Source organism: Alloiococcus sp. CFN-8 (assembly GCF_049943125.1).
In the GTDB taxonomy this organism is placed as follows: Bacteria; Bacillota; Clostridia; order Clostridiales; family Clostridiaceae; genus JAEXZL01.
Genome location: NZ_CP188040.1, coordinates 1,196,845 through 1,211,584 on the forward strand (window position 1 = coordinate 1,196,845; position 14,740 = coordinate 1,211,584).

17 protein-coding genes and 1 pseudogene are annotated in these 14,740 nt (G+C 35.4%); 11 read left to right on the forward strand and 7 right to left on the reverse strand.

Translation table 11 applies throughout. From position 1 onward, the window contains the following. The first annotated feature begins 256 nt into the window (after positions 1 to 256). The gene (locus ACPWSR_RS05215) at positions 257 to 610 is read left to right on the forward strand and encodes a hypothetical protein (protein WP_426350644.1); all 354 of its coding nucleotides are present in this window, start codon (positions 257 to 259) and stop codon (positions 608 to 610) included. Positions 611 to 711: 101 nt separating this feature from the next. Here ACPWSR_RS05215 and ACPWSR_RS05220 read toward each other — a convergent pair whose 3' ends face one another. Both ACPWSR_RS05220 and ACPWSR_RS05225 read right to left on the reverse strand, forming a co-directional pair. Further along, complete coding sequence (locus ACPWSR_RS05220) at positions 712 to 1,893, reverse strand: branched-chain amino acid aminotransferase (RefSeq protein WP_426350645.1); 1,182 nt, start codon at positions 1,891 to 1,893, stop codon at positions 712 to 714. A 51-nt stretch (positions 1,894 to 1,944) separates the two neighbouring features. Beyond that, the gene (locus tag ACPWSR_RS05225) at positions 1,945 to 2,892 is read right to left on the reverse strand and encodes an alpha/beta hydrolase (protein ID WP_426350646.1); all 948 of its coding nucleotides are present in this window, start codon (positions 2,890 to 2,892) and stop codon (positions 1,945 to 1,947) included. 253 nt (positions 2,893 to 3,145) lie between these two features. Here ACPWSR_RS05225 and ACPWSR_RS05230 point away from each other — a divergent pair, with 253 nt between their 5' ends. The 8 genes and pseudogenes from ACPWSR_RS05230 to ACPWSR_RS05265 form a co-directional block, all read left to right on the forward strand. Continuing rightward, positions 3,146 to 3,520, forward strand: a complete 375-nt coding sequence (locus tag ACPWSR_RS05230) for a GntR family transcriptional regulator (RefSeq protein WP_426350647.1) — start codon at positions 3,146 to 3,148, stop codon at positions 3,518 to 3,520. A 2-nt stretch (positions 3,521 to 3,522) separates the two neighbouring features. After that, positions 3,523 to 4,380, forward strand: coding sequence for an ABC transporter ATP-binding protein (locus tag ACPWSR_RS05235; protein ID WP_426350648.1), 858 nt, complete (start codon positions 3,523 to 3,525; stop codon positions 4,378 to 4,380). Beyond that, complete coding sequence (locus ACPWSR_RS05240; RefSeq protein WP_426350649.1) at positions 4,380 to 5,003, forward strand: ABC-2 transporter permease; 624 nt, start codon at positions 4,380 to 4,382, stop codon at positions 5,001 to 5,003. The genes ACPWSR_RS05235 and ACPWSR_RS05240 overlap by 1 nt, the downstream gene beginning before the upstream one ends. Positions 5,004 to 5,135: 132 nt before the next feature. Then, on the forward strand, positions 5,136 to 6,059 hold the full coding sequence (locus ACPWSR_RS05245; protein WP_426350650.1) for a hypothetical protein: 924 nt from the start codon (positions 5,136 to 5,138) through the stop codon (positions 6,057 to 6,059). Positions 6,060 to 6,206: 147 nt separating this feature from the next. Beyond that, on the forward strand, positions 6,207 to 6,581 hold the full coding sequence (locus ACPWSR_RS05250) for a GntR family transcriptional regulator (RefSeq protein WP_426350651.1): 375 nt from the start codon (positions 6,207 to 6,209) through the stop codon (positions 6,579 to 6,581). 3 nt (positions 6,582 to 6,584) lie between these two features. Further along, positions 6,585 to 7,442 carry an ABC transporter ATP-binding protein gene (locus tag ACPWSR_RS05255; RefSeq protein WP_426350652.1) on the forward strand — a complete coding sequence of 286 codons (858 nt, stop codon included), beginning with the start codon at positions 6,585 to 6,587 and terminating at the stop codon, positions 7,440 to 7,442. After that, a complete protein-coding gene (locus ACPWSR_RS05260) occupies positions 7,442 to 8,065 on the forward strand; it encodes an ABC-2 transporter permease (protein ID WP_426350653.1) in 624 nt (207 codons plus the stop codon). The genes ACPWSR_RS05255 and ACPWSR_RS05260 overlap by 1 nt, the downstream gene beginning before the upstream one ends. A gap of 123 nt (positions 8,066 to 8,188) precedes the next feature. Continuing rightward, positions 8,189 to 8,938, forward strand: a pseudogene (locus ACPWSR_RS05265) (AAA family ATPase); the annotation flags it as partial. Between the two features lie 38 nt (positions 8,939 to 8,976). Here the strand turns inward: ACPWSR_RS05265 and ACPWSR_RS05270 are convergent. The 4 genes from ACPWSR_RS05270 to ACPWSR_RS05285 are packed head-to-tail and all read right to left on the reverse strand — an operon-like array spanning position 8,977 to position 11,555. Then, entirely contained in the window at positions 8,977 to 9,876 is a 900-nt protein-coding gene (locus ACPWSR_RS05270) for an alpha/beta fold hydrolase (protein WP_426350654.1), read from the reverse strand. Beyond that, positions 9,873 to 10,328 (reverse strand): NUDIX domain-containing protein, encoded by a 456-nt coding sequence (locus ACPWSR_RS05275; protein WP_426350655.1) that lies wholly within the window; start codon positions 10,326 to 10,328, stop codon positions 9,873 to 9,875. Before ACPWSR_RS05275 ends, ACPWSR_RS05270 begins: the two co-directional genes overlap by 4 nt. Positions 10,329 to 10,364: 36 nt before the next feature. Continuing rightward, positions 10,365 to 10,817, reverse strand: coding sequence for a VanZ family protein (locus ACPWSR_RS05280; protein ID WP_426350656.1), 453 nt, complete (start codon positions 10,815 to 10,817; stop codon positions 10,365 to 10,367). Positions 10,818 to 10,844: 27 nt separating this feature from the next. Continuing rightward, positions 10,845 to 11,555, reverse strand: a complete 711-nt coding sequence (locus tag ACPWSR_RS05285; protein WP_426350657.1) for a GNAT family N-acetyltransferase — start codon at positions 11,553 to 11,555, stop codon at positions 10,845 to 10,847. A 300-nt stretch (positions 11,556 to 11,855) separates the two neighbouring features. Between ACPWSR_RS05285 and ACPWSR_RS05290 the strand changes: the two genes are divergently transcribed. After that, entirely contained in the window at positions 11,856 to 12,716 is an 861-nt protein-coding gene (locus tag ACPWSR_RS05290) for a GNAT family N-acetyltransferase (protein ID WP_426350658.1), read from the forward strand. Between the two features lie 58 nt (positions 12,717 to 12,774). Beyond that, on the forward strand, positions 12,775 to 13,374 hold the full coding sequence (locus tag ACPWSR_RS05295; protein WP_426350659.1) for a uracil-DNA glycosylase: 600 nt from the start codon (positions 12,775 to 12,777) through the stop codon (positions 13,372 to 13,374). 160 nt (positions 13,375 to 13,534) lie between these two features. Here the strand turns inward: ACPWSR_RS05295 and ACPWSR_RS05300 are convergent, their stop codons facing one another. Continuing rightward, positions 13,535 to 14,731: a GTP-binding protein gene (locus ACPWSR_RS05300; protein WP_426350660.1), complete on the reverse strand. Its 1,197-nt coding sequence runs from the start codon at positions 14,729 to 14,731 to the stop codon at positions 13,535 to 13,537. Between the last annotated feature and the right edge of the window lie 9 nt (positions 14,732 to 14,740).

Below are 14,740 nucleotides of genomic sequence, written 5' to 3' on the forward strand. Positions count from 1 at the left end.
ACCAAAGTATTGCACAACAATTGCACAATATTCACATATTCTTGCACTATCAATTATACAAGTTTTTTTGCAAAGTATTAAAAATCATTAAACAAGATTTCTCACCTCAAGTGTAAAAACACAAATGAACTTACATTATTTTCGTAAAATGCAAGGAAGAATTTTTTATGATAAATTAGTTATTATCTCGAATTTATTGTTATTTATTTTTATAATTGGTAAAATTTATATAAAGGTATTATAAGGGGGATTAGAGATGTATGAAAATATGAATAACAAGATTGCTAGGAGTATTAAGATATTTGGAAACCTTATAGGAGTTTTTGGTGTTATTGCTGGCTTCTATACTTTAATAGTTGGAGCAGATAGTGCCTATGCGATAGTAGATGTTTATGAAAGCGTAGATATAGGAGCTATATTTATTAGTGCATTTAGTACAGCATTAGAATATATTATAATAATGTTTATCTTCTGGGGACTGGCAGAGATAATAGAGCTATTGTCTGTGATAAAAGCAAATACAACTAATCAAGTGGAATTAACCGCTCAAGGAAATAATATAACACCTGATAATATTAGTACTTCAGATACTAGTGTTTCAGAAGACTGATGTTTCCTAAAAAAAAGAGGCCATAAGAAAATCTATTTTCAAGGATTTCCTTATGACCTCTTTAAATTATTCTCTTTTATTTAGCTTTTTTCATTTCTTAATTATACATTCTCTAGAACGCTGTCTACCTCTACAGTCCAGCCATGGGTATCCTCTATTCTACCTCTCTGAATTCCCGTTACCGTATCATAGAGCTTCTGGCTGAGCTCCCCGATCTTCCCATGGTTTATAGTCATTAGATGGTCCTTCCATCTGAGGAGTCCTACAGGTGAAATAACTGCAGCGGTGCCTGTACCCCATACCTCTTCTAGCTTACCCTGCTTATGAGCCTCATAAAGCTCTTCCACATCAATTCTTCTCTCTTCTACAGGATATCCCCACTCTCTGCATAGCTCTATTACAGAGGCTCTGGTAACCCCAGGAAGTATACTTCCAGAAAGAGCAGGTGTTATCACCTTACCATCAACCTTAAAGAAGATGTTCATAGCTCCAACCTCTTCTATATATTTTCTTTCTATTCCATCGAGCCATAAAACCTGAGAGTACCCTTCAGCATGGGCTTTTTCCTGTGCCTTCATGCTTGCCACATAGTTTCCACCAGTCTTAGCATAGCCTATACCGCCTTTTACAGCTCTTACATATTCATCCTCAACCCAAATCTTCACAGGGTTTAATCCCTCTGGATAGTAAGGTCCACTAGGGGATAAAATAATTATAAATTTATAGGTATCTGAAGGTCTTACTCCTAAGAAAGGATCTGTAGCAATTACAAAAGGTCTGATATATAGTGATGTACCTTCTTCAGTAGGTATCCAATCCTGGTCTATCTCAACCAATCTTTTTAGAGCTTCTAAAAATATATCCTCAGGGATTTCCGGAATACACAGCCTATTATTAGACTGGTTTGCTCTTTCAATGTTTTTAAGAGGTCTAAAGAGAAGAATTCTTCCGTCATCTCCCTTGTAAGCCTTCAAGCCTTCAAACATTTCCTGTCCATAATGAAAAACCATTGCTGATGGAGCTATGCTTATATCTCCATAAGGGATTATTTGAGGATTATTCCAGCCCCCCTCCTTGTTGTAATCCATTACAAACATGTGATCAGTAAAAATTGTTCCAAACTTTAACGAATCACCTTTCTTCGGTTTTTGTTTAAGCTCTGTGCTTTTAATTATTTTAATTTCCATTGTTTGATACTCATCCTTTCTAGCTATATCATAACACCCAGATGAATTAAATGTAGGAACAGCTACTTCATTAGTTTCAATATAAAATTTTATCAATTTGTCACTAATAGGTGCTTATATATTTATTCTATAACGAAACAGCCAAAGTTAAAAGGCTGTTTCTATATATTTATCAAAAAAATCCTTAAGTTCCTTTTTATAACGGTCTGTATCCTTCATATAACAGTTTCCATGAAGAGCCTCAGGAACAATTAAAAGCTTCTTTGGAGATACAGCTACCTTATAAGCGGCTTCACTCATCCAACTAGGAACAAAGGTATCCTTGCTACCATGAGCAAATAGTACAGGAAGCTTATTACTCTTTAATGCCTCTAAAGTAGAATAATCCTTAAAGCCAAAGCCAGCTACTATTTTAGAAAGGAAGCTTGTATTATACAAAAGAGGGAATTTAGGAAGATGGTAATCTTTCTTTATTATATGGGAAAATATATCCCAAGGCGAGGTAAAGCCACAGTCAGCTATTATTCCCTTAACATTATCAGGAAGCTTAAGCCCTGCTGCCATAAGTACAGTTGCTGCTCCCATAGATATCCCATCGAGAATTATAGGCTTGTCCATCCCTATACGGCTATTAATATATTCTATCCAGGATAAACAATCATATCTTTCTAAAACTCCAAAGCAAATATATTTACCTTCACTTTCCCCATGAGCTCTTTGGTCTGGTATAAGCAAATTATAGCCAAGACTATAAAGATATGCTGCAGCACAGCTAAAATCATTAAAACCAGAGGATCTATAGCCATGAAACATCAGTATAGTTCCCTTAGGCTTCTCAGCTAATAGCAAATGTCCTACCAACCTTAACCCATCATGACTTTTAATCTCTATTCTCTCTTTGTTCTGTGCTTTAATCCAGGCAGTTCCCTCTTTTATTAAGGATGAATATTCAGACCACATCCGTACTTCCTCTTCTGAAAGATTATTAATATCAAACTTCTTTTCATTTCTTACTATGGCAATATTAAAGAAATAAATGCTTGCCCCTATTAGAACAGCTGCTGAGATGATTATTATTGCGATTATTGCTTCCATGCTTTCCCTCCTATACTTGCTAAAGAAACTACTACCCCCATAATATCTTTAGCCCCAATAAAAATAATATTAATCCTGTTAATATGTTTAATTCTAACTAAGTCTAATAAAACCTTCTATAGGCTTTAATTTTTTAGATACTGTGATTTTATTTACATTTTTATATTGACAATATTTCCCTATTAACTTATTCTGTATATATAGTATATATATGGTATATATACAGTATAAACAATATAACGAGGTGGTTCTTTTGGATATTATAATAAGCAACTCTATTGATAAGCCTATATACGTGCAAATAAAAGACCAATTAAAAACCATGATAATAAATGAAACCCTTAAGGAAGGGGATGCTCTTCCTTCTATGAGACTTCTTGCAAAGGAACTAAGGATAAGTGTTATCACCACAAAAAGAGCTTATGAGGAATTAGAAAGAGAAGGCTTCATTGAAACAGTAGGAGGAAAAGGCTGTTTTGTAGCAGGTAAGAATCTGGATTTCATAAAGGAGGAGCAGCAGAGATTGATTGAAGAGCATCTCCAGGAGGCCGTAAGCTCTGCAAAGAACATAGGGGTAAGCCTTCCGGAGCTTGTAGACATAATTACCTTACTATACAAGGAGGAATAATCATGGAAAATATTCTAGAAATCAATAACCTAACTAAGGAATATGATAACTTTAAGCTTAAGAATATAAATCTTACCCTACCTAAAGGCAGCATAATGGGTCTAGTAGGAAAAAATGGAGCAGGCAAAAGCACCACCATAAAGCTTATTTTGAATCTAATCAAAAGGAAAAGCGGTTCTATCAAGGTTTTTGGCTTAGATAATATCAAGGATGAAAAGGAAATAAAGGAACAGCTTGGCATTGTTCTAGAGGAAAGCTATTTTCATGATAATCTTACCTCTAAGGATATTTCAATGATCATGAGGAGAATCTATAAAAACTGGGATGAAGCTTTGTTTCAAAGCCATATGAAAAACTTCAATCTCCCAGAGAAGAAGACTATAGAGGAATACTCTAAAGGAATGAAAATGAAGCTATCCATTGCCGTGGCCCTATCCCATCATCCAAAGCTACTTATTTTAGATGAAGCTACCAGTGGCCTAGATCCCTTGGCGAGAAATGAAATCTTAGACGTTTTTCTAGACTTTATTCAGGATGAGAACCGCAGCATCTTAATATCCTCTCATATAATAAGTGATTTAGAGAAGGCCGCCGATTATATAACCTTCATACATCAGGGAGAAATCATTTTTAGCGAGGAAAAGGATAACCTCCTGGAGAGCTACGGAATTTTAAAGTGTGGACTAGAGGATTTTAACTCCTTAGATAAGGAATCAATTATTTCCTTTGAAAGAAGCTCTTTTAACTATAATGTGTTAGTAAAGGACAAGTATAACCTACAAAGAAAGTACAGTAATTATATTATTGATAAACCAAAGCTTGAAGACATTATGCTCTTATATGACAGGAGGGATAGCTAATGACCGGATTGTTATTAAAGGATATACTAAACCTTAAAAGTAACTTTAAAACATTGATCCCCATTACAATTTTCTATATATGCTTATTAAAGTTTTTAGGAGATGAAGGCTTGTATAGAGGAATAGCAGCCTTCATGTTTGCCAATGAAGCTATCGCATCCTTCAGCTACGACTATATGGCTAAATGGGACAAATACGCCTTATCTCTGCCCATAAAAAGAGCCGATCTGGTCAAGAGCAAGTATATTCTAGCTATCATGTATATCTTATTAGGCTGCATATTTTCATTTTTCATGGATGTAATTTTGGGATATTTTGATGGCACCCCAAATATCCTTCAAAAGCTATTAACAGCATATGTCTTTCTAATCTTCGTTTCTATAATGATAAGCATACGAATACCTATACTATATAAATTTGGAATGAGAAAAAGTACCATTGCATCATTATTTGTTATAGCTTTTCCTATTGTACTGGAATTTGTTATGAAGAAGCTTGGAGTAAATCCTCTATCTGATAACATACAACTTCTTATTCTAGCATTATCACCTTTAATTTTAGCACTTATAATATTTATATCCTGCTTAGTATCCTGTAATATTTATAATAGTAAGGAAGTATAACAAAATAGAAAAAAGTCCCAAGAATTCTTAAGGAGTTATTTGGGGCTTTTCTATATATTTAATAACTAGCTCCTAGGATTTTCGTATATATAATATGTAAATATATTGAAATTTTTATTGTGGAGGAGACTTATGATATTTAAAAGGCTTAGCATAATATTACTAGTACTGCTATTTGTAGGCTGCGTACCTTCTACAGAAAAAAATATAGGTTATGAGGATATTCCAGAAGAAGAATATATAATTGATGAGGATATCCCAGAAGAATATATAGTCGATGAGGATAAAGATAGCAATATTCCAATCCCTGAAACCTTAGTCAAGGATATCCAAGTTGAGGTTACTACAAACAATAGAGGCTTATCCCCTGAACTATACCAGAATAGTATAGTCCCCGATTATATGCCTATATTTTCACCGGATGCAAAGGATACCCTTATAGGTAAAACAGAAGAGGAAATCATAAAAATATTTGGAAACACCTTACCCACCTATGTTGTAAATGCAAGAGATTTTCCAGAGGGTGAAACCTACCCTCACTCCCTATGGATATATAGTCTTTCAGCAGAAGACCCTACAGGTATATATCTAGTATTTAGTGAAAATGCATCAGAAAAAATAGTCTGTGAGTATAGTGCCAATGAATTTAATGGTATATTAGGAAAGGGAAATAACCTTCCTTTTTATACTGAAGGAAAACTCAATTCTAAGCCCTCAAATAGCTTAAGTCTCAGATATATTTATACGCAAGAAAATGCTTCTTTTGAGACCTTAGAGTCAAATTCTCCTATGATAAAAGATGCCTTAGCATCACCCCCAGCTCTAGAACTCAATGACCTTTACGATAGACATCCTAAATATACCGTAGAAATACAAACAAAACAAAATTTATTTCCAGATAAAAAACTCCTTATATATTCTATCCAAGGTAATGAAGAAGCTAAGTACCTACACCTACTAATAGAGGATCCGCTTTTTGAAGGTAATGTCCTTTCCTCCTGGGTTTCGGAAAAATTAACCCTTAAGGAATATGTTGATAAACTGGATGGCAAATAACTTCTATAAATAAAAGCCTATTTTAAAATTAGGCTTTTATTTTTTAAGCATTCTCATTTTATATATGATATTGACACTGTATACTGCATTGTTTATACTGTATATATACTATATATACAGTATAAACAGAGTAATGAGGTGTTTCCTTTGGATATTATAATAAGTAACTCTATTGATAAACCTATATATGTGCAAATAAAAGACCAGTTAAAAACCATGATAATAAGCGGAGCTCTTAAGGAAGGGGACGCTCTTCCTTCTATGAGACTTCTTGCAAAGGAGCTCAGGATAAGTGTTATTACCACAAAAAGGGCTTATGAGGAATTAGAAAGAGAAGGCTTCATTGAGACAGTGGGAGGGAAAGGCACTTTTGTAGCAAGCAAGAATTTGGACTTTATAAGAGAAGAGCAGCAGAGGTTAATCGAGGCTCATCTTCAGGAGGCAGCTACTTCTGCAAAAGCTATTGGAGTATCCCTCAAAGAATTAATTGATATAGTAGCTATGCTATATAAGGAGGAATAAAGCTTGAAAAACATCTTAGAAATCAATAATTTATCTAAGGATTATGGTGAATTTAAACTCAAAGATATAAACTTAAATTTGCCTAAAGGAAGCATTATGGGTCTTATAGGTGAAAATGGTGCTGGTAAAAGCACCACAATAAAGCTTATCTTAAACCTTATTAAAAGAAAAAGCGGTGATATCAAGATTTTTGGGTTGGATAATATAAGAAATGAAAAAGAAATCAAGGAACAATTAGGTGTAGTGCTAGATGAAAGCTACTTTCATGATAACCTTAATTCAAAGGATGTATCATCTATTATGAGCAAAGTATATAAGAATTGGGATTCTCCTGTATTTGATAGCTACCTTAAAAAGTTTAAGCTTCCAGAGAAAAAGATTATCAAGGAATATTCTAGGGGAATGAAAATGAAGCTATCCATTGCTGTAGCCCTATCCCATAATCCAAAGCTACTTATTTTGGATGAGGCCACTAGCGGTCTTGATCCCCTGGTAAGAAATGAAATATTAGACGTACTTCTGGACTTTATTCAGGACGAAGAACACAGTATTTTAATTTCTTCTCATATAACAAGCGACTTAGAAAAGATAGCTGATTATATAACCTTTATCCATCAGGGCGAAATTGTCTTTAGTGAAGAAAAGGATGGCATCTTAGATAGCCATGGAATTTTAAGGTGTGGTGCAGAGGATTTTAAAACCTTAGATGAAGAGTCAATCGTTGCCTTTGAGAAAAGCTCCTTTGGCTATAATGTACTTATTAAAGACAGACAGAAGCTTTCAGGAAGGTACAATAACTTTATCATCGATAAACCAACCTTTGAGGATATCATGCTTTTATATACAAGGAGGGATAAATAATGAGCGGATTAATACTGAAGGATATATTAAATCTTAAAAAGAACCTTAAAACCTTATCTCTTATTACAATCTTCTATATTGCAATTTTTAGGATTTCAGGAGATGCCCCCTTTTTAAGTGGAATGATTCTTTTCTTATTTGCCATTCAATTTATCTCCTCCTTCAGCTATGATGATATAGCTAAATGGGATAAATACGCCTTATCACTTCCCATAACAAGAGCTGATATAGTAAGAAGCAAATATCTTTTAGCAGTTATTTTTTTAGCCATAGGCTCTGTAGCTTCATTTTTAATAGATATAGCCTTTAGATATTTTGATGGTAAACTAGATATAATAGAAAGCCTGCTAACACTATACGGTCTTGTAGCTATGGCATGTATATTTATAAGCCTACTGCTACCTTTAATCTATAAATTCGGAGTAGAAAGAAGCCGTATTATTATATTAGGCTGTGCAGCAGTGCCCTTTATACTTACATATATCCTTCAAAAGCTAGGAATAGGGCTTCCATCGGAGAATATTCTTCGAATTCTTCTAATAATATCACCATTATTTGTTATACTTATAATGTATCTATCCTATTTAATATCTCTTAAAATTTACGAAAATAAGGATATGTAATACTATAAGGAGAATTCTATGATTTACTTAGAAAGCTTCACCTTCCCTAATAGGGATGCTGAGTTTAGTTTCTTCACAGGAATAAAAAGAACCTGCTATGATACCTTTTATCCCTTTCAAATATTATCTGCACATCAATTTGAAAGAATTGATTTTGAGCCCATAACAATTTTATACGGTGGAAATGGTACAGGAAAATCCACTGCTTTAAATGTTATTGCTGAAAAAGCTGAGCTCCTCAGGGATTCTATATATAACAAGTCTAATTTTTATCTTGATTATGTAAACTTATGTGACATGAAGATAACAAAGAAAATTCCTAAAGGAAGCAGGATAATTACCAGTGATGATGTGTTTGATTATATGCTCCATATCAGAAATATCAATGAAGGAATTGACAATAAACGCGAGGAAATATTTGAGGATTATTTAGAAGCAAAGTACTCAAAATTCCAGATGAAATCCTTGGATGATTATGAAGAGCTTAAGAAAGTAAACATGTCAAGAAGCTTAACACAGTCTAAGTATGTAAGAGCTTCATTAATGGATAATGTACGGGAATATTCTAACGGTGAAAGTGCCTTTTTATATTTTACAGAAAAAATAGGAGAAAATGGACTATATCTTTTAGATGAACCAGAAAATAGTCTCTCACCCAGGCGTCAGTTAGAACTAGTTAGATTTATTGAGGACTCTGCTAGGTATTTAGGCTGTCAGTTTGTGATATCTACCCACTCCCCCTTTTTATTGGCTATGAATGGTGCTAAGATATATGACCTTGACGAGGATATAGTTGATGTAAAGAAGTGGACTGAACTAGAAAATGTTCGTATTTATTATGAGTTTTTTAAGAATCATGAAGATGAATTCTAATTATTAGGCTACCAACATCCCTGCTGGTAGCCTTATCGCTACTTTTCAATAAACTCTAATACATCCTGATATATTTCTTCTTTTCCTATTTCATTGAGTAATTCATGCCTTTTACCCTGGTATAGCTTTGAGTCAACATTACTGTAGCCAACATCCTTTAAAAAGCTTATCAGACTATTGAACTTATCTTCATTTTGTATTACCGGATCATCCTTACCGGCTATGACGAAGATGTCTAGCTCCTCATTTCCTATATCCCAATTCTTTTTATTGAAGGCTTCCTTAAGGAGCTTGTACAGATTTATGAAGCCGTTAGTTGTAAATATATATCCGCATAAAGAGTCTTCATTATATTTGTTTACTATTTCTGTGTTTGTAGATAACCATTGAAATTCCAGCTCGTTTCCTTTGTTATAATTGCCGAAGGATAGTTTATTCAAAAATTTATTTATATGTCTATCACCCTTAGCGAGCTTCAATCCCTTTGCCATAAAGATAGCTAATGGAGTTAATGGATTTGCCGTTGGTGGTCCACATAATACCAGCTTTTTTATTTGCGAGTCATATTTCTTTAAATAGTTACTAGCTACCAAGGTCCCCATACTATGACCGAATAAGATTACCTCAAGTCCTTCATATCTTTTCTTTATAAACTTTGTAACCTGATGCAAATCATCAATAATGCAATTAATATCCTCACTATAAAAATATCCTAGGTCTTCTTTTTTTCTTACACTAGCTCCATGGCCTCTGTGATCGTGGATTACACAAATGTATCCTTGCTCAGCTAAATATTCCATAAAATCATAGTATCTACCCTTGTGCTCTGCCATACCATGGGTTAACTGGATGATTTCTTTTGGGGCAATTTTCGGTTCTATTATGGCAAGCTCTAATTCCAGGTTATCGATTTCAGAAATTATTCTCTCAATCCTCATACCTTTATCCCTCCTACTAATGCTTTTACCTCAAGCCTATCCTTTATCTTCTTCATAGATGGATAAAACTGTTCTGTCAATATATATTTATTCCATTGCTTTTCATCAGTGGCTGAAATCCACTTAAGCTCAAGGATTTTTCTATAGCTCACAGTTTCATTTCCTGCAGCTCCAACACTGTCCTTAAGAGGTGTACATAAGAAGGTGACATACCTTTGATACGGATCAAATCCATTACCAGGTTCATCAAAGAGAATTTCCTTAATTTCAACCTTTAGACCAGTTTCCTCCCTCAGCTCTCTAAGGATACACTGCTCCGTAGTCTCATTCTCCTCTAATCCTCCCCCTGGCAGTAGCCAGTACTCCTTCTGCCTTTTATAGTTGTATTGCCTTAAAACAAGTATTTTATCATCCTTTAGAACAACTGCCTGACATCTGACAACTCTGCCCATTTTATTCTCTCCTAAATAAAATATTACTTTCAACTCTTACTTTTTTTTGAAGATGGCAACAACCTTCGTAAGCACCATTGTGGTAAATCCACCGGCGGTATCTATCATTACATCACTAAAGCGTCCTGCCCTTCCTGGAACAAAAAGCTGATGAAATTCATCGGTACAAGCATATAGAAAAACTACAGCCAAGCTTATGAGAAAGGCCTTATTAAAGGTAAAATAATATCTCATCAGATTTAAAGCTAGTAGATATAGCAGTGCATATTCTATGAAATGAGCACTTTTTCTTACTAGATGGTTAGCTAAGTCAGCTAGAGTACCTTCTGTGTTAAGTCCTAGAGCCTCCAATATATTAACAATAAGCCTGCTCTTTTCATCTGAGACTTCAGCAGGCATGGCTGAAAAAACAAATATAACCACCATCCAAGCTAATAGAAGCACTGCAGCTATTAATTTACCCTTTAAGTTATCCTTACTTATATGCATAAACAATCCTTCCTGATTTCTTTTTTGTTATTTTCTTTCGCTATAGGTAGCTGTCCAGGTTGGCATAAAGCCAGCTTTAACAGCAATTCTTTGTGACCTTGCATGAGATCCCATGGTTCCATAAAAGGGAACTACACCTCTATTAAGAAGCTCATTTTTAAGGTGGGTTACCAGGTAGGTACCTATTCCCTTCCCCTGAGCCTCAGGGATAACATTTATTCCAATCTGCCATAGATTTTTATAATCCATGCTGGCTCCTGCCATCCCCAGTATTTCTCCATTCTCCACAGCAGCCACTGCCAAAACATCTGGAGTTTCTTCATTAAAAGCAAAGGCCTCATCAAATCTCTCATCATCCTTAAAGCTTAAAATTTCTTCTTTATTAAACCATTTGAGCTCATAGCTGTCCTTAGGTATTACAACATCCTTTCCCGGGATATAGTAATGATGTATATCTGCTATATAGTGTCCTATTCCCTGTAGCTTGTTATCAAGGCTCCTGAGGTAACCAAAGTCAGTAAACCACGCACCATCAACATCCTTGTATTTTTCCTTGCACCAGGGCAAAAGCTCCTCGCCAGCCTTAACAACCAGCTTTCCGTTAATACATAAAAGCTCCAGCATTGGCTCCTGCTTCTCTCCCAGTACAAATATATTTTCACTATTAACTATCTCCTCAGGAGTACATCGGTACTTCTTTGATAACTCCCTATATAAAGTCCCTTCTACATCTGCCATAAATTCTTCTCCCTTATAACTTTTCTAATATACTTTAACTATATTTATCCAATAACAATATTATAGCAAAGGTTATCCCCTTCTGATATTATATTTATTAACAGCGTGAAGATGATTTCCTATAATTATCCACACTTATCCCGAAATTTTTAGTTGATTTTGTGGAATACTTTTATTTATCCATACGATAAAAAGATATTCTATATTGGAACATTTATACAAACCACAAAATGGTATATACTGGTAATATAACTTTATTCCACAATAGAAAGAAAAACAGAATTAGAAAGAAGGTTAAGTATGGATATTCTAACAATGGAAAAAAATAATATTCAGGAGGCCGCTGCTCTTGCATACGGTCTTAATAAAAACTATAGCAGTAGCTCAGCTTACTGCTGCCATGAATTAGAGTCTATCCTAGGGGATTTTTCTAATAATATGGCCACTAGCTTCTGCTGTATAAAAAATCATCATATTGTTGGAGTATTATCCTGCTATGTAGATTACAGCAGAAATACATCAGACTGCTCACTCCTCATTGATGAAGTTCAGACAGACTATAACGATGCAGCGTGGAGTATGTTCTCTGCAGCTCGAAATACTTTTGGAGAAGGTATGCAGTATAACTTTTTCTTTCCTAAAGAAAACAGCTCATGCCGTGAATTTTTAGATGGTATAGGAGCAACAAAAATGATAAATGAATATCATCTGCTGCTTCATCACGATAAATGGAACCAGAAGACTTCTACTAGAATACCTCATAAGCTTCAGGAGACAGAATATCAATTTATGGCAGCCCTCCACGACGGCATTTTCCCTGATGCTTATATTTCAGGTGCAGATATATTATCTTCACTTGAAGAAGGTACTCGCAGAGTCTATACAATAACAGATAATCATAAGGTCCTTGCATATGGAGTCCTGCGCTTGAAAGGTAGAAAAGAAGCCTCTGCAGAAGTTATAGGAGTAAGAGAGGATAGTCGCCATCAAGGCTATGGTAGAGCAATTCTCAATCACTTATGTCAAATTGCTTTTACTGAGCTTTCTGCAGAAGAAATAGATTTAATTGTAGATGGAGATAATGAAAAAGCTATTTCCCTGTATCTAGATACTGGTTTTTCTATAGAGCACGAAAATAATGCCTATTCCTATAGACAGTAAGTAAAATATATTATAGGAGCTAATAATACTATATAGCCGTATAAAAGGAGGACAAATTATGAGTATGGAGGATACCTTAAGGGATAAGATAATTTCCCTTGCTGAAGCTTATGATGAGGAGCCTACAGGTGGCTGGATAACAGGAGATGGACCAATGCCTGCTCCTATATTATTTTTGGGAGAGGCTCCTGGAAAGAATGAGGTTGAGCAAAAGAAGCCCTTTGTAGGGGCAGCAGGAAAGAACTTTCAAAGATACTTAGATATGCTGGGGCTTAAGAGAGAGGAAATCAGAATAACCAATACCTGCTTCTTAAGACCTATTAAATATAAGGTTGGAAAGACCGGAAGGCAGACCGTGAGCAATCGTCCACCAAAGCCTAAGGAGATAGAGCTTTTCCGTGAGGTGGTGGATATGGAGATTGAGTATACAGATCCTAAAATTATTGTAACCTTAGGAAATGTACCTCTAAAAAGAGTAACTCCTTTTAAATCTATAGGGGAATGTCATGGAAGGCTTTATTATAATGAAGAGCTTAAAAGATACATATTTCCCATGTATCATCCATCTTCACTAATCTATAACCAGAGCAGTGAATTTCATAAAGGCTATGAAGAGGATTGGTTGAAGCTTAAAGAGGAGCTGGAGAAGCTCTTATAGGAGAAGCCTCTAGGCTGGAGCATTTTAAGAGAATGGTGAGATAAGTATAGTAAAAAGGATGTCCAGTTTGGACATCCTTAATTTGTAATATATCAATATGCTTTTCATTATAATCAGCTTGAACAATTAATATACTTACCAGTAAAGTCAGCTTCAATAATTAATAACTGTCCAAATCTGTAAGGCAGCCATCTAGAGCCTTAATAATCCCTTCCTTATCTATATCCTTACCTATGAAAACCAGCTTAATCATTCTATCTCCATAGTCCTCATGCCATATATCACGAAGCTTTTCATCCTCAGAAAGAGCTTTTTCCTTTTGAAGCTTTGTACCGGAGGCTATCCATCTTCCAGAAGGGAGTGCATGAATCTGGCTCCCTGCCTGTTCAAATATATAAGCCATGTGGTCTTCCTCTGCAAAATAAAGCATTCCCTTACAGCGGATGATATTTTTAGGCCAGGAATCAACCCAAGCTATGAACTTTTCCCTGCTGAAGGGCTCTCTTCTGTAGTATACAAAGGAGCTGATACCATATTCCTCTGTATGAGAATCATGATTATGTCCATAACCCTCTTCATGATGATGAGCATGATTACCTTCATGGCTGTGGCTATGACCATGACCTTCCTCTTGAAGAGCCTGAACCCAGCCTGCTGCCATTCCTGCCTTCTGGAAGTTGAAGGCTCCTGTATTCATTATCTCCTCTACAGCTACCTTGGCATAGTTTGTTTCGATTATCTTAACAGAGGGCTGTAGCTTCCTTATTACAGCCATAACCTCCTTCAGCTCTTCTTCTGTAACCTCATCAACCTTATTGAGAATTATTGTATTACAGAACTCTATCTGCTGGATTAGAAGATTCTCAATGTCCTCCTCCTGCAAATCCTTCCTGAGAAGTCTATTTCCTGATGTAAACTCATCCACCAGCCTCAAAGCATCCACCACAGCTACTACATTATCTAAGGTACAGATTTCAGGAAGGTCGCCTTTTTTGCCTCTTCCTTCTAATAAGCTTATGGTCTGTACTATGGGAATAGGCTCACAGACACCACTGGCTTCTATCAATATATAGTCAAAGGTGCCTGCTTCTAAAAGCTCGGAAAGCTGCTCCAAGAGATCATCCTTTAAGCTGCAGCAGATGCAACCATTGGTTAGAGGAACTAGGCTCTCCTCCTTCTCCGTTACAGCACCACCCCTGGCAATTAGCTCTGCATCTATATTTACCTCTCCAATATCATTAACTATCACCGCTACCTTATAGCCTTCCTGATTACTCAGTACATGATTTATCAGTGTTGTCTTCCCAGCTCCTAAATAACCCGTAAGCAGGGTAATAGGTACAACCTTATTAGCCATACAGAACAT